Genomic DNA, 19,203 nt, shown 5'->3' with positions numbered 1-19,203 from the left:
GGTTACTCAGCTTCCCTATTCTTTATAGAAAAGAATTTTGCGGTTAATGATGACGTAAAGGATCGCAACGATTGCGCCCAAGGTCAACATGACGGAAAGCCAATGCTCCGTCAGCCAAGCAATCCAACCGGGCATCATAACAACCTCCTTGACAGCGGTTCCCTGCGGGAGCCGTTTTTGTAAAAATGGAGCGGTTTCCAATAGGTTGCCCGCCTCTATTGCAGATTATGTGTCAGGCCGCCATTGACAGCGGCTGGCAACGATGATAGTATAATTTTTAACTTATTCTAATTCATACTATACAGGTAGGATTAATTATATATCGAAAGCATCTGGAGGGTTTAGCATGGAAAAGCAGCTTACGCTTAGGCATGAAGGGTTGGAATTGACGGCGACGCTCCATTATCCGACACAGGAAGCGGATAACGGTCAGAGCGATACGGGCAAGAAACAGGCCATTATTATATGTCACGGTTTTATTGGCAGCCGGATTGGCGTTGATCGTCTATTTGTAAAAACGGCAAGAGCTTTAGCCGCACAAGGCTCCTTTGTCTTGCGCTTCGACTATGGCGGCTGTGGCGAAAGCAGCGGAGATTACGGCGCTTTAGGCTTCGACTCTATGGTAGACCAGACGCGGACGGCAATCGATTATGTTGCCGGCATGGATTGTGTAGATCCCCGCAGAATTGTCCTGCTTGGCCATAGCCTCGGCGGAGCGGTTGCCATTATGACTTCGGTTAAGGACAAGCGGGTTAAGCGCCTCGTATTATGGTCGCCAGTTGGTTATCCGTTTAACGATATCGTACGAATTGTCGGCAGAAGCGGCTACGATGAAGCGATTACGACCGGAAGTACCGACCACGCGGGTTATACGCTCCAGCCAGTCTTTTTCGAATCGCTTATGCAGCATCAGCCGTTTCAATCCGCCCCGCGGTTTGGCGGGGAAGTATTGCTCGTTCATGGCACAAGCGACGATCTCATTCCAGCCGACTACAGCTTTTTGTATCAAAAGGTATTTTGGACCCGGAACGAAGGGTTATGCGATAAAGAAATTATTTTTCAAGCCAATCATACGTACTCAAGCCGGCCGCATCAGGAGGAAGCGATTCGCGTGACATCGGAATGGCTGGGCGGCCTCGACCGCCAGCAGCAGGAATGGCATCATTGGTCGATTTAAAGTAATAGAAATGCGCCCGCGGAAATGGCAGGCGTATTTTTGTTTTTATCGGGAAGGCGATGTTATCCGTTTGTATTTGCCGTTGTATGGAATCGCAATTTTCACTTCGATTTTTTCAATCGAATTTGCGTCGATTACAAGTTGGTTCCCATCCTTCGATAATCGGTGCCAGGCGCTGGGATGCTTATGTCTGAGCACTTGCCCAAGGCTGAAGATATCGATTCCTTTTTTGAAACCTTCCTTATAAACCTTCATAATTTGTTTGGCCACTATATCTTGTGCGATTTCGGCCATATCTTTGTATGCGATCGGTTCATTGTACTCATAGAGCGATCCCGTTAATTTTACGGTGATGTTAAAGGTTACGGAGTCGCCTTTCAAGATCGGTTTAATTTTGACTTTTGGCCGCCCGATGTTCAAATTGGCGTAATCGACGCCGTCTTTTGAAACGAGGAGCGGGGCTCTTTTCATATCCTTTTGCATCCAATGTAAGCCGTTTAATTGCTGCCAGTTTAAAAAGGCGGTATCGCCGTTCGGTTTTTGAAAGTAGGCGCCTTTGAAAGCGGGCATCGGAAGTTTTTTGTCCGACTGTTTCCATTGGTCTTTAATTAAACCGATGCAGGGCAAATAAGCCGATTTGGCGTCTTCATTAAAGCTTGCCACATACTTAAACATTGTAACGGGCGGCAAAATGGAGTATTGCGAATAATTTGGCCTTGGCTCATGCAGAATCGTATAAAGCGTGGATAGCTTAAACAAAGAATTCACCATTACCAAATCTTCAATCGACTCTTTCGTTACGTAAAGCCAAGTGTTGTAGCGAACTTCGGGATATCGATTGATCATATCGATAATTTTAAACCCTTTCGCTTTCAAGGCGCTTTCCGTCACAATAAGCGTCGACATTTGCCCCCAGTTCAACTGCACTTGGGAAGAACGGTACAAATCGTCCGTTGCATTGTTGAGCGATTTCCCAATTCCCCGTCCGACATAGTTTGTAGGGTTGGATCCGCTTTTTCCTCCGGATTCGCTTTTGGCAACGCTGGAAAAGTCCATCATTTGCGCATATGCAATAAATTGTCCGTCTTTAAAATCAATCCCCAGAACATTTACGTATCCTTTTCCATCTACGTCGGACGCGCTCCAGCAGCCGCCAGTCACAAGCGACAGTCCGCACAATAATAGAAGAAGCTGAACGGGTCTCCAAGTATGTTTCAAGGCTCATTCCCTTTCTTAGTCGGCAATTGAGTATGAAGATATTCAGGCCGGCGTTTTCTCCATTGAAAAGGCAGTCGGAAGACGGAGAGGAACATTTCTTTAATGCTAAGCGGGGCTACTGGAGCGAGATAAGGGACGCCAAACGACTTCGTATTTGACAAATAAATGACAAACATGATGAAGGAGGTAATAAATCCGTACATCCCTAGCACAGCTCCTAGAACAAATGAAAAGAAGCGCAAAATAATCGTTGTACTTGTAAGCGACTGGTTGACCAGCGTAGAACCGGATACAACCGTTACCGCCGTAACGACGATCATGAGCGGAGAGACTAGTCCCGCCCGGATGGCGGCATCTCCAATAATAAGGCCGCCGACGACCGTAAGCGTCTGGCCGATGGAACTGGGAAGCCTGACTCCCGCCTCGCGGAACAGCTCCATCAAACACATAATAAAAAACATTTCTACGGCGGCTTCCATCGGCAAGCCGTGTCTGCCCATTGCTATCGTAGCGAGCAGCGGAAATGGAACCTGATCGGCATGGAAAGTGGTTAGAGCAATATAAAACGAAGGCAAAAAAATCGTCGTCAGCAAACCGGCAAATCGAAGCGTTCGCCCGATATTGGCCGACATAAACGGAAAATAGGAATCCTCAGGCGATTTCATCAGCAAAAAAAGATTGACCGGGGCAATAATGGCGCTAGGGTTGCCATCCACCAAAATAATAAACCGGCCATTCAGCAAACATTCCACTGCAAAGTCGGGCCGGCCCGTATAATGTGTCGGAGGAAACATCATCATCATCCCGGGAGTAAGCAGTTCTTCCAAATTGCCTGTTGTGATGACATGCTCGACATTGATCCGGCTGATCTTTTGTCTAATATGGTCAATGGTATCGGGATTCGCGATATCGCTAATATAAAGCAGCGCCGTTTTCGTTAACGTTCGAGTTCCAAGGATGTAGTACTCGCAAGCTAATTCATTCGTTCTTAAACGCTTGCGAATAAGAGCGACGTTAGTAGATAGCTGCTCGATAAACCCATCTTTGGGGCCGCGAATGGAAACCTCGGTAGAGGACTCGCTTGGAGCGCGCAGCGGCAATTTGGCAATATCGATCGACCAAATGGCCTGTAAAGAGGGCAAGCAAAACAATAGATGTCCTTCGTATACATAGGAGGCAAGCTTGGAAGGATCTAATTGATCGCGCCTATAATCGAGCGAAGTCCATTGGAGATCTGCGGCGCGGCTAATCTCTTCCTTTCGCTGAAAGTTTGTTCTTTGAAATACAGCGCTAAGCTCGGGAATGACGATATCGTGTATCGAGCGAATTTCCGTCATGCCGCTGCAATAAATAAAAACCCCCATCACTGAAGCGGGCGGAGTCCCAAATATGTTGTTAAAAACAAATACATCGTTGCTAAGCTGGAACCATTTGCGAAGAAGATGCTCGTCAAACGGCTTGTTTTCGTTTTGTTCGTTCTGATTTTCGTTATGCGTCATTGGTCGGTTTCTCCTTTCGCTTTTTGAAGACTGTTGCAATGGCAAGAACGGAGGAAATAAACACTACAAACAACAGCACGCTTGGAAAGTGGATGTTTTGCAAATAGTGAAGCGTTTGGTCGTCCCGCCACGTCTTGACTGCTGGAATGATCATCAAGGCTGCGACGATAATGAGGGTAATCAGTCTGCGGCTTGGCTTTCGAACGTCAAGCTGATCTGTTATTAAATATAAAGCTATGGAAATGCGGGCAAAGGAGCCGCAAAGCCACTGGTAAATAGATAAAAAGTCAACATGCTGAAGCAGCTCGCCAAGCTGCAAAATTCTCCATTGCTCGAATGCTGTCTGCCTTTGTTTGGCCGCTTCTTGCGGTCCAAATTCCGTAATGGCTCCTATGGTAGGTCCCATCGCCATACTGATTAGGAAGACGCCGAGCAAAAGAAGATGCCATAGTCGGATTTTCGACTTAAGTTCATGCTGGTACAGGAGCAAAATCCATGTTTCAAGAAGTCCTGCCAAAGCATAAATGCTCCCATGCATAACAGGCTTCCAGCCATTGTCCAAAATGGGTAGAAGCAAGCTGTAGTCTTTGTTTCTTGTATTGACAATCATGACGAAATATCCAAGCGAAATAACAATCGGCAGCAAGATGCTGGTTGTTAAAGCAATCGATTTTAACCCGCCATAAGCAGCCATCAATGCGACGGCTAAGGAGGTCACGATAATGATGATCATGGGCGTTTGCTGCATATAAGTCGACACTGTCCATAGCGAGGTATCCTGAAGCGTATAGGCTGCCGATGCAAAAAGGACTAAAGCGGCCGAAATACGAAAAATCCACTCTGGGACAATGCCGTATTGTCTTCTAATCCAATCGGGAAGCCGCTGTCCCTTTATGCGGTTTATTATGAAATAGACCATACTCAACCAAAGCAGAAACAAGGGCGCCGCCACGAGGACGGAAAGCCAAGAGTCCCGTTCAGCTACTCCTAAAATAACGGGGATCGACATGACATGCGAAACCAGCCCAGCGCTCAATATGAGTATCGTAAAAGAAAGCCATATGCTGATAAGTCCACTCCCTTTGTTCATGGAGGCACCTCGATTCGATGGGAGATAATGATAACTTGTTCCAAATTTGGTTTTTTTAGTCCCAGATAACGCTAAATGATTTTTAAGAGACAAGCTGCTAGGCAATGTGATTAAATAAAATAGAAGGCGGAAAGAAATGGCTAGTCCATTATTCGGGAAAAAGGCGGGTTGACCATGGTCTTGAGCAAAAGATTACGAATTTCGTTTGCAATAACGGCTGCAGCAGCACTTATCGCACTCTCCGCTTGCAGCGGCGATAAAGCCGCGACTGCGCCTGCGGAATCGGGAGCGCCTGGGGCAACGGGCGCCACGGCAACGGCTAGCGCAGAACCGACCCCGATGCCCTATACGGCTCCATTGACGGGACTCGGCAAGGAGCTGGCGCCAACTAGCCGGCCGCTGGCCGTTATGATCAACAATTATTCTGCGGCGCGTCCCCAATCGGGCTTGACCGACGCGGATGTTGTATGGGAGGTGCTGGCGGAAGGCGGAATTACTAGGCTCGTCGCAATCTTTCAAAGCTCGGATCAACTAAGCCATACGATTGGGCCGATTCGAAGCAATCGGGCATATTTAATTGATATTGCGGATAGTTATGGGGCGGTAATGGCCCATGCGGGCGGAAGTCCGGAAGCGTACAGCATTTTGAAAAAACAAGGCAAGCCTTATTTAGACGAAATCACGAATGCGGGATCTTATTTCTGGAGAAGCAAAGAGCGGAAAGCCCCTCATAATTTGTATTCCAGCCAAGAAAAGCTGCGTGCAGGCGCCGACAAGAGAGGTTATGAAAAAGAGGTGAACGTGCCGAAGTATACGTTTTCTGCGGACGGTACCCTCTCGGAAAGCTTGGAGGCTATAACGGAAAAAGCGGCCGACATTACAATTAAATTTTTAATGGACAATTATAAAGTAAATTATGTGTTCGACGAATCGACCGGCCTATATAAACGATCTATTAATGGAGAGCCTCATATTGATTTGAACAATGGGGAGCAACTAAACGCAGCCAACTTGATCGTATTCGAAACAGCTCACCGAACGCTCGACAATGAAGGAAGGATGAGCGTTGATTTGGAATCCGGGGGCAAGGGCTATTTGTTCCAAAAGGGCAAAAAAATCGATCTGGATTGGGTGCGCAGTCCCGACGGCATGATTCGGTTCGCTAAAGACGGGACGGAGCTGCCGCTTCTGCCCGGCAAAACGTATATTCATATCGTTCCGAACAAACCTTCTCTGTCGGGGCATGTAACATGGGTAAGTAATTAATCTGCGGGCAACACTAGGACAAGAAGCGTCAGTCGATTTACTGGCGGCGACATTGTTCCGAAAAGAGTCCCAGAGGAGCGGTTCCTCATGGAATCGCTCTTTTTTCGTCAAAAAAAGACATTTTTTTATTAACATCTTGTTAAGGTTCAAGAAATATGATTAAATTTTTCATGAATGTTTACACTGCGTTAACAAATGCATAGTAAACTGATTCAGGCAAGAGACAGCAGTAAACAAACTATGTAGTCGATAAGGGGATTGACATGTTTAAGAAAAAGGATATTTTCTTCAAAAGTCTCGAGGAAATGGCAGACACTATTGTGGAAGCAGCCGAATATTTTTCTAAAGGCGTTTCCAACCTGTCCGACGTATCGGCATTTGCAAAACGGATGAAGGAATTGGAAAGCCAATGCGACCAGTACACTCACACCATTTTGAAAGAGCTGAACAAAACATTCATCACGCCAATCGAGCGCGAAGATATTATGGCGCTTACGAAGTCGCTTGACGACGTACTTGACGGCATTGAAGCATGCGCTTCCCGATTCGAAATGTATCAAATTCACGAGAAGGACGAGTACATTACGCTGTTTGCCGACATTATTGTTCGTTCTGCACAACAAATCAAAAACGCAATTTATTTGCTTACACAAAAGAAACTGCTTGCTATTCGCGAGCATTGTATCGCCATTAACGAACTGGAGAACCAAGGCGACGACATTTTGCGCGTTTCCATTACGACTTTGTTCGCAAACGTAAAAGATCCGATTGAACTGATCAAACGCAAGGAAATTTACGAGAGGCTTGAGCAAACGACCGACTACTGCGAGGATGTAGCCAACACGCTGGAATCGATTGTTATGCGCAACAGCTAACGCGAGGGAGTAGGGATTCGTCAACATGGAATTATATGTGCTTTGGATCGTCGTTTTTTTTGCACTTTCGTTTGATTTTATTAACGGCTTTCACGATACGGCCAATGCGATTGCCACTTCTGTATCGACACGCGCTCTTAAGCCGAGAGTAGCCGTACTTCTGGCAGCTGTCATGAACTTTGTCGGTGCCATCACGTTTACGGGCGTTGCCAAAACGATTGGCGGCGGCGTAGCGAACCCGGCCGATTTGGAATTTGGGGTTGAAATTGTTATTGCAGCTTTGCTCTCCGCCATTGCGTGGAACCTCATTACGTGGTGGTTCGGCATTCCGTCGTCCTCTTCTCACGCCTTGATCGGTGCTTTGGCGGGCGGGGTTATCGCGGGTGCTGGCTTGGATGCGATCAACGCTTCTGGCTTCACGAACATTATGAAGGCGCTTCTGCTTTCGCCAATTATCGCGTTTACGATTGGTTTCCTTCTCATGTGGCTGCTTAAGAAAATTTTTGCTAAATCAAGTCCGCATTCCATTAATAAAGGTTTCCGTGCCGGTCAGGTTGTAACGGCGATGTTCCAATCGTTCTCCCACGGTACCAACGACGCACAAAAAGCGATGGGCATTATCGTATTCGCTTTGGTTGCTGCAGGCGTTCAAGATAATATGGACGTTCCGCTTTGGGTTAAAATTTCCGCAGCTGTCGCTATGGCGCTAGGAACATCCATGGGCGGATGGAAAATTATTAAAACGATGGGTACGAAAATTTTCAAAATCGAGCCAATTAACGGTTTTGCAGCAGACATAGGTTCCGCAGTCGTTATTTTGACCGCTACGATGATTCATCTTCCGGTAAGTACAACGCATGTTATTACATCGTCGATTCTAGGTGTAGGCAGTGCGAAACGGTTCTCGGCCGTTCGCTGGGGAGTAGCGGGAAGAATTTTGATCGCTTGGTTCATTACCATTCCGATCACGGCTTTGCTTGCTATGCTTTTCTTCTGGATCATCAAGATGCTTTTCCTATAAAGCTAAAGCAATAGCTTCGATTGAAGAAAGAAGGACAGCTTTATCCCTTAAGTTAGCTAGTCAAGGGAAAGCTGTCCTTTCTTGTGTCAATCAAGCGGCGATTCGTTGATTCTTTACCGTCTGCGCTTCGCGCCGCTTCTTCGTCTGCCGGCCGATCCTTTTGGTCTGCCGCTGCCCGTGCCGGGCTTTCTTCTTTTCCGGTGTTTTGGTTTCCATTCGCCGTTGTTTTCATCCGAGCTAGAACTTTTCTTTTTCCCGAAGGAGCCGAACAGCACTTTTACCATTGGGGCCATTTGCGACACGCTTCCGACCACCTTTTGCACTTTCGTCATCGTAGCCAAAATGCCGTCGAGACCGCCCATCCGGTCAACAAACCCTTTTATTTCTTTCATGTTCGCCATGTTGGTTAAGTTGGCTAGAGAAAAACCCTTTTTGGGCGTTTCTGGCACGGGATCGATGGAAGGGATGACAGCCGGCAGCAAGGTGCTGGTTCCCGCATTATTTTGTGAAATATGAACGTTTTGACCGTTTTGCTCGTCTTGATAACCGAAGCTGCCGTGCAAGCCGCCGTAATGGTGTTGATTTTGACCTTGCCGATGGGCATTTTCCTGGTATTGCCCAGCGCTCGCATGGTTGCCGGCGCCGGGGTGTTGATTTGGATTCAAAGAGATCACAACCCTTTTTTTCATATTCTATGGGATAGGCGATTGTTCGGATTGGACGAATGACCCGATTTTGCAATAAAATTATAGTTAGATGTCCAGATTTGCCCAAGATATAGGGGATGTAGGGGGCTTTTGCCTTCTATTCTGTAAAGCGTGAAAACGGTAACGTTTGAAAAAAAATCATTTAGCCTTTACAATGAAAGCATTAGTAATCATAGGAGTGAATGCGCATGCAGCTGAAAAAGCTGAACGATAAGGCAATAGACCAGCTATTCGAAGCGATTTTGACATTAAAATCCGTTGAGGAATGTTATGTGTTTTTTGACGATTTGTGTACGGTGAACGAAATTCAATCCCTGTCTCAGCGTCTTGAAGTGGCGCGTATGCTTGGCAAGGGAAGTACATATAACCAAATTGAGGCGGAAACAGGAGCAAGCACGGCTACCATTTCCAGAGTCAAGCGTTGTTTGAATTATGGCAACGATGGTTATAAAATGGCATTAGAACGTATTGGAAGATAAGGGTATCCTGCGATGAAGCCGGGTATATTAGTCATAAGCCACGGCTCTAGAGAAGCGGAATGGGTCGGGCTTGTTGATGTTGCAATCAGGAACGCTTCCAAGGGAATTTCTGTTCCCGTCGTTTCCTCTTTTCTGGAAATTGTGGAAGGGCGGCTCATTCAAGACGGCGTCGACGAATTGGAGCGGCTTGGCGTAACGGAAATGTTTGTGCTGCCGCTGTTTGTTTCTCCCGGCAGTACTCATGTCGATGAAATAGGACAAGCTTTTGGCTTCCCTCCCTTAACGGATTTGGAAGGAGACTTAGGTTTGTTCCGTGTTCGGGCGAATGTCACTTACGGCGAGCCGATCGGCGACGATCCCGAAATTGCGGAGCTTTTATTGTCTCATGTGTTGGAATTGTCTGAGGAGCCCGATAAGGAAGCGCTGCTTTTAATTGGGCATGGCAGTAAGGAGCCAGTCTTTCATGAACGATGGCAGCTCGGGCTTTCAAGCCTAGCGGAGCAGCTTCGGGTGCTTGGAGGTTTCTCCAGAGCCCAATATGCGATGCTTTTGCCGGACCAGGCTTATTCTGCATTGAATGGCATGGTAGGGGAACGTCCGGATGAAACGGTCATTGTCGTTCCTGTTTTTATAAGTCAAGGTTATTTCACAAATAAGGTTATTCCTTCGAGACTGGAAGGGTTACATTATAAATATAACGGCCTAGCTATGCTGCCGAATGCTGCGATTGAGCGGTGGTTGACCCGGCGAATGACTGAATGGTTGGATAGTAGATGTTTGTGAAGCATGTGAAGCTTTTCGGCACAAAGGTCGGTTCAGGTGATTCTGGCTAACAAACGAGCCTCTTGGCTTATTACTGGCGGCAATTGGTTTAATGTTCCACGAAAAGGAGCGAACGCAAGATGAAACGCGCAAGACTGATTTACAACCCGACATCGGGCAGGGAAGAGATGAAGCGGCGGTTGCCTGATATTTTGCAGCGGCTTGATCAAGGCGGCATTGAAGCAACCTGCCACGCGACGATTGGCGAAGGAGACGCTACGCTTGCCGCAGCGGATGCGGCGGATCGCGGTTACGATATGATTATCGCTGCTGGCGGCGACGGCACGTTATATGAAGTGATCAACGGGCTGGCGAATAAGCCGAATCGTCCGCCGCTTGGCATCCTGCCTGTTGGCACGACGAACGACTTCGCGCGGGCGACTGGTATTCCGAAGCATTGGGAGTACGCATGCGACCTCATTATTGGTCAGTATACGCGCCCCATCGATGTCGGGAAGGCGAACGAGCGGTATTTTATCAACATTGCTGGCGGCGGTTCCTTGACGGAATTGACTTACGATGTGCCGAGCAAACTGAAGACGATGGTTGGGCAGCTCGCTTATTATATGAAGGGTCTGGAGAAAATGACCCGCCTCCGGCCGACGGAATTGAAGTTTGAAGCGGAGGGCATCGGCGAAATTCACGATGAATTTATGATGTTCCTCATTTGCAACAGCAACTCTGTAGGCGGATTCGAAAAGCTGGCTCCTGAATCCAAGTTGGATGACGGCTTGCTTGACGTGCTGCTTATCAGCAAAATGAACCTGGCTGAGTTTATTCGGCTTGTCACTTTGGCGCTGCGCGGAGAGCATTTAAACGATCCTCACGTCATGCACTTCCGCACCAACAGCTTGAAAGTGACGACACCGGATTATGTGCAAATCAACTTGGATGGAGAATACGGCGGCGTGCTGCCGTGCCACTTCTCGGTGCTCCCGTCTCACTTGCAAATCTTTGCTGACGAAACCGGGGAATCGACTTATCGGTAATCGGTAATGAAAGAACGGAGATATTATGACTAGAAGAAATAAGCGTGACGGGAAAAGTGCGAGCACGAAGGGCGCTAGAGGTTTTGAGGGAAATAAGGGCTCAAAAGGATCTGAGGGCAATAAGAATGCTAAAGGATTTGACACCAATAAAGGTGCAAAAGGTCTTGAGAGCCATAAAAGCTCAAAAAGCATGAGCAGCCCGGTTCATGGAAAAGGCCCGAGCAAAGGGAAAAATAAAGCAGCGGCGGTAAAGTCATCTGAGGTTAATGCGCCGTTTCAAAAAAATGATGAGGTTACGCTCGATTTGATCGGCTTAACCCATGACGGTGAAGGGGTAGGCCGAGCGGATGGCTTTACCCTTTTTGTGCAGGGCGGGTTGCCGGGAGAGAAGGCTCGCGTTCGCGTCATGAAAACGAAGAAGCAATATGGGTATGCCAAGCTGGAGAAGCTGGAGCAGGTGAGTCCTGATCGCGTAGAGCCACCTTGCGATATTTATAAAGAGTGCGGCGGTTGTCAGCTTCAGCACTTTGACTACGAGGCGCAGTTGGAATGGAAGCGGCAGCATGTCGTGGACAATTTGGTGCGGATCGGGAAGTTGAAGGTGGCTGGGGAAGGCGGAGCTGCTTCGGCTACTGTTCAAGGTGGAACTGATTCAGCAATTTCTGAAGGCCGGATTGATTCGGCAAATGCTGAAGGCAAGGGCGCTGTAACGGATGGCGAAGCGGCAGCCGACATTATTGTTCATCCTACCGTCGGTATGGACAACCCGTGGCGGTACCGCAACAAAGCGGCTGTTCCTGTTGGAACTGCGGGGGACGGCGGGCAATTGGCCGCAGGCTTCTACGCTCGAAGCAGCCATCGCATTATCGATATGGATGATTGCCTGATTCAACATGATCGTAACGACGAGGTTGTAAGAGTCGTGAAACGCGTTGCAAAAGAGCTTCGCATTCAGCCGTATGACGAAGCGACTGGAACGGGCCTATTGCGCCATATTATGGCGAGAACCGGCGTTGTGACGGGCGAGCTCATGGTGGTGCTTGTAACAAACGGCAAACGTTTGCCACGCCAGCCGGAGTGGATCGAGCATTTGCGCGCTGCGCTGCCTGGACTTAAGAGCATCGTCCAAAACGTCAACGAGCGCAATACAAATGCGATTTTTGGCGATGAGACTCGCGTTTTGTGGGGCAGCGATGTGATCTATGATGAACTGGACGGAATTCGGTTCGCAATCTCAGCGCGATCCTTCTATCAGGTTAATCCGTCGCAGACGGTAGCGTTGTACCGCAAGGCGGTAGAGTATGCGGCGCTTAGCGGCAAAGAGCGCGTCATTGACGCTTATTGCGGCATTGGCAGCATTTCTTTGTTTTTGGCGCGCAAGGCCGGCCATGTTTACGGGGTAGAGATTGTGCCGGAAGCTATTGAGGATGCAAAACGAAATGCGGAGCTGAACGGCATCGAAAACACTACTTTCGAGGCGGGTCCGGCGGAGGTTGTGATGCCGCGCTGGCGAAAAGAAGGCATCGAGGCTGACATCATCGTCGTCGATCCGCCTCGCAAAGGCTGCGATCCTGCGCTGCTCGATACAATTCTCGAGCTTCAGCCGGAACGGGTTGTTTATGTGAGCTGCAACCCTTCGACACTGGCGCGTGACCTCCGTATTTTGGAGGACGGAGGGTACAGGACAGTGGAGGTTACTCCGGTGGATATGTTTCCTCATACGACTCACGTGGAGTGTACAGTGTTACTTAAATGGAAAGGGGCTTCAGATTAAGCCCCTTGCAATAATTCACCCATTCCTTGAGGGTGGGCGATATTGTAATGAATCTTGATAGAGCCTTCTTGATGGACTTCTATCTTTTGAATGACCTGATGAAGCAACTGTTTCAGAACTTGCTCATCCTCAATGTTCAGTTGTGTAAACAACGCGATTTGCTTCTGAAAGGCACGGAATTGTTCTTCCGTGTCTTTTTGCGTTTCGAGAATGGTCTCAAGTTCGACCTTCCGCTTAGTGAGTGCCTGTTGCTCCGACAAAATACGTTCATTTTGGGCGGTAAACTGTTCAAGGGTTACAGCTTGACTAGAGAAGAGGGTTATAAGAGAGTGTAGATTCTTCTCTAGTTGCTCTTGTTGTTTGTTAAGTTTGTGCAACTCCTTGACTAAGGCAGATTGTTTAAGACCGACATTGCCCTTTACTGCATCGAATAGTTTGTCCAATCTAACATTACTGCCAATCAATTCCCTAAGGTCTCTCGTTACCACCGCAAGTAATGCCTCGTATCCAATGATATGGGAGGAGCAAAATGATTTCCCTCGTTTTACGTAACCACAGCAGAGGTAAGCCCCGTTTTGTTTTTTAAGCCTATCCTTACGGAAAGTCATTCCATGACCACAATCAGGGCACATCAAGAGATGGGCAAATAGGCTCTCTTGACCGTTACTGTGGCTCTTTCCTTTTGATTTCATAAGGTCTTGTACAGCTTGGAACTCTTCCTTCGAAATCAGGGCAGGGTGGGCGTTCTCAAAAATAATTTGCTTATCTTCGGAAACTTTTACCCGTTCCTTTGACATGTGGCTGACTACTTCTTCACGATGTTGGCATAGGGTTCCAGTGTAGGTCACGTTGGTCAATATGCATTTAATGCTTGACTGGTGCCATACTGTTCCTTGATTACCTGCATTAGCTACTGTCCTAGGAGTAGGGTAACCATGCTCAGTCAAGTAGTTGCTGATTTTCTGCATCCCCCACCCGTCATGTAAATACCAGTGAAAGATGCACTGTACAGTCGGGGCGGTCACTTCATCAGGAACAAGATTTCCATTCTCATCCCTTCTGTATCCGTATGCAGGTAAAGAAGCATGATACTTGCCCCGTTTTGCACTCCCTTGTCTCCCTAGTTTAATCCTACGGGAAAAGGTAACATTATCCTCTTCAGCCAACAAAGCCCTAATATTGAAGTTAAACCGACTCTGACTTGTAGCTGAATCATAGTTGTCCTCAGGAAGAATTAAGCGTACTTTACAATTGACTATTGTGTCCGCTGTCTGTAGGTTTTCAACTAAATTGCGTCCAAGTCGTGAAGCGGATTTAGCAATAACGGCATCGAACTTCTTCTTTTTAGAATCCGCAAGGAGCCGTTGCATTTCGGCACGATTCTTGATTCTCAGACCACTAATACCGTTGTCGATATAAGTTCCTGCCACAGTCCAACCATTGCTTGAAATCATGTCCATTGCGTAGGCTATTTGATTTTCGATGCTGTCCTTCTGAGCGTCCTTAGTTGTACTTACTCTTGCATATATCGCTACTTTCAAACTCATATTAACTCGCCATCCCTTCAGTGTCCGTTGAAGGAATGGTGTTTGCTCTATTCTCATCGTAGAAAGGCTTATTTAGCTTGTCAACGTGGACTTTGATAAGTTGAAGTAGAATTTCCTCTAGGTCATTGTTGCCGTTAAATATACGTTCGTTCGATTTTCATACTATCGCCCCCCCACGCTAGCCATCGTTCCATGTGTGCGGATAGTTGCGATGAAGTTGATTTTTATCTCCTACCTCAATGTTTTAATGAGGTTGATGAATCACGAGTTTAGTAAGATACAAACTCGGCATATTGTGTTTTCTAATGTGCGTTAATTTGTGCCCTATAGCTGAAATTGGTATCCTTCGCTCTCTCCCGGCCTAGTAACAATAATCCGATTTGTAAATACTCAATTTTTATGTACGACACCATTTCGTTACAGTGCTTTGTTAAACATTACAGCCCCCTTCTTATAATGTGATTGCAAGTAAATCACAAGAAAGGGGCGGTTGGCTTGGAACGACTTTATACAATTAAGGAAGTAATGGACGTTCTTCAATTGTCTTATAACACTGTCTACCACTTCTGTCACAATGGCACTTTGCCAAGTGTAAAAGTGGGTGGTTCTATCCGAATCCCACAAGAGAGCCTACGGAAGTTCATTCTCGATAACACGAAATGAGGAAACTAATAATGGAACTACTAGGAAACGTCAATACAGTCGATGAAGTCGCAGTCATCCTAAAGGTAGACATTAATACCGTTTACAAGTGGATTAGTCAACGTAAGTTGATAGCCATGAAACTGGCAGGAACGACTTACAGGGTCACAGAGAAGGACTTGAAATACTTCGTTATGCAAGCATTTGAGGAGGGGCGGCGATAATCATGGAACAGCATTATACCTTTGAGACTATTGCTCGAATACTAGGTGATACGGTAAGACGATGGGAGGTTGTCGAAGGGCTTGAGACCTTTACACCTGAAAATGACCGAACCTATTCCAAGTATCCAAGACGGGTCAAAGAAAGCGAAATAATGAAGTTCTTTCATTGCGATAGTATTGAAGAGTTCCGCAAGTTGAGGAAGTAGAAGGGTGGAGCGAAATGCTCCACCCTTTCCTTATAAGAATAACAGCAACTATTGCAGGGGATAAAACGATGTTTAGCTTGATAGTACCTAGTTTTTTTAAACTGAAAATCATAGAAAAAATGGGCGACAGCCTCGTGAGCGTAGCAAAGCGGAGCGAACTAATCAATGAACAGAAAACCCTCCGTAGGAGCGGAGGGCGAAGAAAGGACGTGAAGCAAATGAATATCGTCAAGGACGGATATAGACTTGTTACCCATTTCACCAAGGAGGAGGCTGAATGGTTAAAGGCTCACTATCCAAGTAGTAAGTCAAATGCCTACTTTCAGTATAGTTATTTCCAACGTAAACCTAACTTCTTTTCGTTGCTAATGTACCCAAAAATACCTATGTATGGAGACACTACAACGCTATGTTGTCATTTAATCCGTCTAGCCCCCCCCCAAGCATTGGAGATATTCAATATGATTTCTCCTGAAAGGTGGGCGGTCAAACGGCTTGATATTGCAATTGACTATCCATTGCCATTACATGCTTTTTACTACCGCCGCCAACAAGCCAAAGAATCCAAAGGGTAGGGACAACACTCTATTACGGGGCGGCAACGGCAAAATGTACTGTTTGCCAATATGACAAGGCAAAGCAACTAAATGACGTTTTTGGAGTGAAATCTGTTAGTCCGATGTCAAGGGTCGAATTTCGATTCAAGCCTAAATTAAAGCCGATGTCGGAATACACCTTTAAGGATTTTGTGTCCATGAGCCGATATCATTATGTTCCCGACACGAAGGCACTAACAGGCTTAAGAGTGGAATTGAAGCATTTGACAATTGGAAAATCGAATTGGAAGCAGTTGGAGCGGTCATCTAAAGACCGGATAAGGGGGGCAGTATCAAATCATGTTCCTGATATGCGAACTCTGTTCATGCAGTATATCGGCGGAGATATAAACTAGTTTATGCTCTTTTGCTTAGATATGAAGCCCGTTTCCATAAACTATTCGAATGATGTAAGTAATGCATAGGATTGCCACCCGATGCCGAATAAATCACTTTGTGTGGTCCTGCTGAAGTTTAGTGTTGTTTTCTCAGTGCTAGAATTTTTGCAAATTTGCTGTACGAACAGAGATTTATTGAATATTAAGCCCTTATTGACAGGTATTATTTGGAAACTGTATACTGAGTTAAATTCAATAAAAGTTAAACGCAATGATTGGGAGTATTAAGGATTACTATTGTTCAGAGAACTGTCGTTTTGGTGCGAGACAGTCAATAGCTTCCCCAACTCACCCATGAGCGGTAAGGCTGAATCCAGTAGGTCTTAACGGTTAAACCTCCGTAATTAGGTTTTAAGATGATTCGTTCATTTACCGAACAAACGAATCAAAAAGAGTGGTACCGCGAAGGAAAACCTATCGCCTCTTTGTAGGCAATAGGTTTTTTTATTTTATTTTTGAACAAAACAATATTTATTAAGGTAGGTGTTATCAGATGGAAAACGTTATTGATTATTATTCCCGTTTTGACGAGTGGGGCAGGTTGGATAGGGAACCGCTAGAGTTTATCATTAACTGGCATTACATTAAAGAATATTTACCTCCCAATGGTAAAGTATTTGACAATGGGGCAGGACCCGGAAAATATTCAATGGAGTTAGCGAAGCTAGGATTTAATGTAACTCTTTCTGACTTAACACCTAGACTAGTTGAATTGGCTAAGGAGAAGGCAAGCGAATTGGGCTTAACGGAACACTTCAACGGCTTTCATGTGTTAAATGCTACAAATTTGGACGGATTACCCAATGAGGTGTTTGATGCTTCTTTGATGTTAGGACCTCTTTACCATTTGCAAAGGGAAGAAGAACGGATAAATGCTGTAAGAGAGTTGTTCCGCGTTACAAAAAAGGGAGGCATCATTTTTGTTGCTTTTCAAAGTAGGATGAGAATGACAACAACTTCCTTGCAATATCCACAGCACTGGAAGCCCAATGACACAATGGATTCAATAAAAGAGTTCCGCGATACTGGGATTTTTAATCACGTAGATAAGGGACGATTTACAGGAGCATATTACTTCAACATTAATGATATTAAGCCCTTTATGGAAAGCCAAGGATTTGAAACAGTTGATTTGATTGGTTCTTCTAGTATTGGTGGGTTGATAAGTAATGAACAAAGGCAATCTTGGGAAGAAAAAGGTGAGTCGCAGAGTCTGATGAACTTACTTATTGAACTCGCTAAGGACCCTTCCGTCTTGGGAATATCGTCTCATTTGTTGTATATCGGCAAAAGGAAATAATCGAACCCCGAATAGAACCAGTTTAACATTGAGCAAACACCAATCCTGCGGACACATACATGTTTGTTGTCACTGTCTACTCGTCACATGTGGAGTGTTGCTCACTGTTGGTGCGAAAGGACAATTAATTTCGAAGACATATTCGCGGAAATAGTAAAGAGGGGCGAAGAGCCCCTCTTTTTGTGGTCTAATCTAGTTTTGTAAAGTACCGAATCTCTTCACTATCTGTATAGAATCCAACGGATTCGTATAGAGATAAAGCTGATTTATTTGTAGGCAATACCATGAGTTTAGCGGTTTGTAGCTGATGAGATTTGAGATATTTTAAAGCTTGTGTAAGCAAATACTTGGCAATACCGCGGTTTCTCCATGGTTCGCGGACAAAAACATCCTCAATGACACCATGTTTTGCTTCTTGCCATGCCATCAATCCCCCAACAATAACGTCTGATTGACGTATCACTACGGATGTCCATCGTTTGTTATTTTTATATTCAGATAACCTATTATGTCCTAGTGGAGTGTCAGGCCAAATTTCAGCTTCCACAGCTAGGTAGTCTCTTTCCTCCTGGGATGACTCCATCTTCCAGTAAGAAAGTTGAAACTCCTCTTGCAGCTTTAATTCAGAAATCGGTTCATTTAAGTCCCGATTCATGCCATATGAACTATACAGATGAAGGTATCCTTTTTGAATAAAATACTGATTATTTGCTATTTCTGATGCATCGTTGCCAACACAAAGTATTGTTCTATACCCTTCAGGCAATGTCTCCTTTAATTGTTTTGCTTTTATGAAAAGATATTGATAGACGCTGTCGAGCAAAGAAATATCATTTTCTCTTTCAGGAATCGTTTTAAGATTGACGTATATGGAGTGATTGTTCTCTTTTGGACGACCGGGAGGGACAATGTTAATGATGCTAACTTGCCCCTTAGCGACCATTTTCCCATCTTCAAATGCGCAATAAACGTTACTCCAATTATTTTCGTCCCCGACCCACCAAAATGTTGCATTTTCGTTAGCTGTTACTGAATGGTACAATTCGCCAAGCATAGGCATGTCGCCATTTTCGAAATTACGTATGAAAAATTTGGTTGATGATTGACTCAAAATAATACTCCTCTCAAAATAGAGAGATTTCGCAGTTTAATGGACTAGCTATGCGAATATCCCCTTAATAAAATGGCCCTTTGTTAACAATTGGTTGCTCTCAAAAAACGCCACCTTTTACTATCGCTATTATTAAAATTACGATACCCCAATCATTGCATCAACATAATATACAGCTATAATTATTTTCTCCACCAGGTCTTTTCCTCCAAACATAGAGGTTTGAGTGATATTTATTGTATTATGGTTAATATAAGGATTA

The 19,203-nt window shown here is 45.7% G+C and carries 19 protein-coding genes and 1 other annotated feature; of the genes, 12 read left to right on the top strand and 7 right to left on the bottom strand.

Annotated elements, in window-relative coordinates; all coding sequences use genetic code 11:
- Positions 1-15: 15 nt before the first annotated feature.
- Entirely contained in the window at positions 16-138 is a 123-nt protein-coding gene (locus tag ACFQZE_RS18340) for a hypothetical protein (RefSeq protein ID WP_379359653.1), read from the bottom strand.
- Between the two features lie 208 nt (positions 139-346).
- Between ACFQZE_RS18340 and ACFQZE_RS18335 the strand changes: the two genes are divergently transcribed.
- Positions 347-1,177: an alpha/beta hydrolase gene (locus tag ACFQZE_RS18335; RefSeq protein WP_379359652.1), complete on the top strand. Its 831-nt coding sequence runs from the start codon at positions 347-349 to the stop codon at positions 1,175-1,177.
- A gap of 45 nt (positions 1,178-1,222) precedes the next feature.
- Here ACFQZE_RS18335 and ACFQZE_RS18330 read toward each other — a convergent pair whose 3' ends face one another.
- The 3 genes from ACFQZE_RS18330 to ACFQZE_RS18320 are packed head-to-tail and all read right to left on the bottom strand — an operon-like array spanning position 1,223 to position 4,984.
- A complete protein-coding gene (locus ACFQZE_RS18330; protein ID WP_379359651.1) occupies positions 1,223-2,395 on the bottom strand; it encodes a Ger(x)C family spore germination protein in 1,173 nt (390 codons plus the stop codon).
- Positions 2,392-3,894 (bottom strand): spore germination protein, encoded by a 1,503-nt coding sequence (locus tag ACFQZE_RS18325; protein WP_379359650.1) that lies wholly within the window; start codon positions 3,892-3,894, stop codon positions 2,392-2,394. Before ACFQZE_RS18325 ends, ACFQZE_RS18330 begins: the two co-directional genes overlap by 4 nt.
- On the bottom strand, positions 3,884-4,984 hold the full coding sequence (locus ACFQZE_RS18320) for a GerAB/ArcD/ProY family transporter (protein WP_379359648.1): 1,101 nt from the start codon (positions 4,982-4,984) through the stop codon (positions 3,884-3,886). The genes ACFQZE_RS18325 and ACFQZE_RS18320 overlap by 11 nt, the downstream gene beginning before the upstream one ends.
- Before the next feature lie 180 nt (positions 4,985-5,164).
- Here ACFQZE_RS18320 and ACFQZE_RS18315 point away from each other — a divergent pair, with 180 nt between their 5' ends.
- From ACFQZE_RS18315 to ACFQZE_RS18305, 3 genes are all read left to right on the top strand, one after another.
- The gene (locus ACFQZE_RS18315; protein WP_379359646.1) at positions 5,165-6,250 is read left to right on the top strand and encodes a DUF3048 domain-containing protein; all 1,086 of its coding nucleotides are present in this window, start codon (positions 5,165-5,167) and stop codon (positions 6,248-6,250) included.
- Positions 6,251-6,513: 263 nt separating this feature from the next.
- Positions 6,514-7,125: a DUF47 domain-containing protein gene (locus ACFQZE_RS18310; RefSeq protein ID WP_379359644.1), complete on the top strand. Its 612-nt coding sequence runs from the start codon at positions 6,514-6,516 to the stop codon at positions 7,123-7,125.
- Positions 7,126-7,150: 25 nt separating this feature from the next.
- A complete protein-coding gene (locus ACFQZE_RS18305) occupies positions 7,151-8,146 on the top strand; it encodes an inorganic phosphate transporter (protein WP_379359642.1) in 996 nt (331 codons plus the stop codon).
- A gap of 113 nt (positions 8,147-8,259) precedes the next feature.
- On the opposite strand, the gene ACFQZE_RS18300 is transcribed toward ACFQZE_RS18305, so the two are convergent.
- Entirely contained in the window at positions 8,260-8,811 is a 552-nt protein-coding gene (locus ACFQZE_RS18300) for a hypothetical protein (RefSeq protein ID WP_379359640.1), read from the bottom strand.
- Between the two features lie 230 nt (positions 8,812-9,041).
- Between ACFQZE_RS18300 and ACFQZE_RS18295 the strand changes: the two genes are divergently transcribed.
- From ACFQZE_RS18295 to rlmD, 4 genes are all read left to right on the top strand, one after another.
- Positions 9,042-9,332 (top strand): YerC/YecD family TrpR-related protein, encoded by a 291-nt coding sequence (locus tag ACFQZE_RS18295; protein WP_257445618.1) that lies wholly within the window; start codon positions 9,042-9,044, stop codon positions 9,330-9,332.
- A gap of 12 nt (positions 9,333-9,344) precedes the next feature.
- Positions 9,345-10,115, top strand: a complete 771-nt coding sequence (locus ACFQZE_RS18290; protein WP_379359637.1) for a sirohydrochlorin chelatase — start codon at positions 9,345-9,347, stop codon at positions 10,113-10,115.
- 119 nt (positions 10,116-10,234) lie between these two features.
- Complete coding sequence (locus ACFQZE_RS18285; protein ID WP_379359635.1) at positions 10,235-11,143, top strand: diacylglycerol kinase; 909 nt, start codon at positions 10,235-10,237, stop codon at positions 11,141-11,143.
- A gap of 190 nt (positions 11,144-11,333) precedes the next feature.
- Positions 11,334-12,917: a 23S rRNA (uracil(1939)-C(5))-methyltransferase RlmD gene (gene rlmD, locus ACFQZE_RS18280; protein WP_379359633.1), complete on the top strand. Its 1,584-nt coding sequence runs from the start codon at positions 11,334-11,336 to the stop codon at positions 12,915-12,917.
- Here rlmD and ACFQZE_RS18275 read toward each other — a convergent pair.
- Positions 12,914-14,464: a recombinase family protein gene (locus tag ACFQZE_RS18275; RefSeq protein WP_379359631.1), complete on the bottom strand. Its 1,551-nt coding sequence runs from the start codon at positions 14,462-14,464 to the stop codon at positions 12,914-12,916. The two genes, rlmD and ACFQZE_RS18275, sit on opposite strands and share 4 nt — an antisense overlap.
- Positions 14,465-14,926: 462 nt before the next feature.
- On the opposite strand from ACFQZE_RS18275, the gene ACFQZE_RS18270 reads away from it, so the two are divergent.
- From ACFQZE_RS18270 to ACFQZE_RS18255, 4 genes are all read left to right on the top strand, one after another.
- Entirely contained in the window at positions 14,927-15,127 is a 201-nt protein-coding gene (locus ACFQZE_RS18270; protein ID WP_379359629.1) for a helix-turn-helix domain-containing protein, read from the top strand.
- 11 nt (positions 15,128-15,138) lie between these two features.
- The gene (locus ACFQZE_RS18265; protein ID WP_379359627.1) at positions 15,139-15,330 is read left to right on the top strand and encodes a helix-turn-helix domain-containing protein; all 192 of its coding nucleotides are present in this window, start codon (positions 15,139-15,141) and stop codon (positions 15,328-15,330) included.
- Positions 15,331-15,604: 274 nt separating this feature from the next.
- A complete protein-coding gene (locus tag ACFQZE_RS18260; protein ID WP_379359625.1) occupies positions 15,605-16,111 on the top strand; it encodes a hypothetical protein in 507 nt (168 codons plus the stop codon).
- Between the two features lie 621 nt (positions 16,112-16,732).
- Positions 16,733-16,958: a binding site (T-box leader), on the top strand.
- A 65-nt stretch (positions 16,959-17,023) separates the two neighbouring features.
- Positions 17,024-17,830, top strand: a complete 807-nt coding sequence (locus tag ACFQZE_RS18255) for a class I SAM-dependent methyltransferase (RefSeq protein ID WP_379359623.1) — start codon at positions 17,024-17,026, stop codon at positions 17,828-17,830.
- Between the two features lie 187 nt (positions 17,831-18,017).
- On the opposite strand, the gene ACFQZE_RS18250 is transcribed toward ACFQZE_RS18255, so the two are convergent.
- Positions 18,018-18,941, bottom strand: coding sequence for a GNAT family N-acetyltransferase (locus tag ACFQZE_RS18250; protein WP_379359620.1), 924 nt, complete (start codon positions 18,939-18,941; stop codon positions 18,018-18,020).
- Positions 18,942-19,203: the final 262 nt, after the last annotated feature.

Origin of the sequence: Paenibacillus sp. GCM10027627, assembly GCF_042675505.1 — a bacterium.
GTDB lineage: Bacteria > Bacillota > Bacilli > Paenibacillales > Paenibacillaceae > Pristimantibacillus.
Note: the sequence above shows the minus strand (reverse complement) of the source record. Positions and strands in the feature narration are given on the sequence as shown.

Bases quoted from the DNA above. Each gene is read 5' to 3' on its own strand.
- ACFQZE_RS18340 (WP_379359653.1), bottom strand. From the start codon at position 138: ATGATGCCCGGTTGGATTGCTTGGCTGACGGAGCATTGGCTTTCCGTC.
- ACFQZE_RS18335 (WP_379359652.1), top strand. From the start codon at position 347: ATGGAAAAGCAGCTTACGCTTAGGCATGAAGGGTTGGAATTGACGGCG.
- ACFQZE_RS18325 (WP_379359650.1), bottom strand. From the start codon at position 3,894: ATGACGCATAACGAAAATCAGAACGAACAAAACGAAAACAAGCCGTTT.
- ACFQZE_RS18320 (WP_379359648.1), bottom strand. From the start codon at position 4,984: ATGAACAAAGGGAGTGGACTTATCAGCATATGGCTTTCTTTTACGATA.
- ACFQZE_RS18310 (WP_379359644.1), top strand. From the start codon at position 6,514: ATGTTTAAGAAAAAGGATATTTTCTTCAAAAGTCTCGAGGAAATGGCA.
- ACFQZE_RS18305 (WP_379359642.1), top strand. From the start codon at position 7,151: ATGGAATTATATGTGCTTTGGATCGTCGTTTTTTTTGCACTTTCGTTT.
- ACFQZE_RS18295 (WP_257445618.1), top strand. From the start codon at position 9,042: ATGCAGCTGAAAAAGCTGAACGATAAGGCAATAGACCAGCTATTCGAA.
- ACFQZE_RS18290 (WP_379359637.1), top strand. From the start codon at position 9,345: ATGAAGCCGGGTATATTAGTCATAAGCCACGGCTCTAGAGAAGCGGAA.
- ACFQZE_RS18285 (WP_379359635.1), top strand. From the start codon at position 10,235: ATGAAACGCGCAAGACTGATTTACAACCCGACATCGGGCAGGGAAGAG.
- rlmD (WP_379359633.1), top strand. From the start codon at position 11,334: ATGAGCAGCCCGGTTCATGGAAAAGGCCCGAGCAAAGGGAAAAATAAA.
- ACFQZE_RS18275 (WP_379359631.1), bottom strand. From the start codon at position 14,464: ATGAGTTTGAAAGTAGCGATATATGCAAGAGTAAGTACAACTAAGGAC.
- ACFQZE_RS18265 (WP_379359627.1), top strand. From the start codon at position 15,139: ATGGAACTACTAGGAAACGTCAATACAGTCGATGAAGTCGCAGTCATC.
- ACFQZE_RS18260 (WP_379359625.1), top strand. From the start codon at position 15,605: ATGTTTAGCTTGATAGTACCTAGTTTTTTTAAACTGAAAATCATAGAA.
- ACFQZE_RS18255 (WP_379359623.1), top strand. From the start codon at position 17,024: ATGGAAAACGTTATTGATTATTATTCCCGTTTTGACGAGTGGGGCAGG.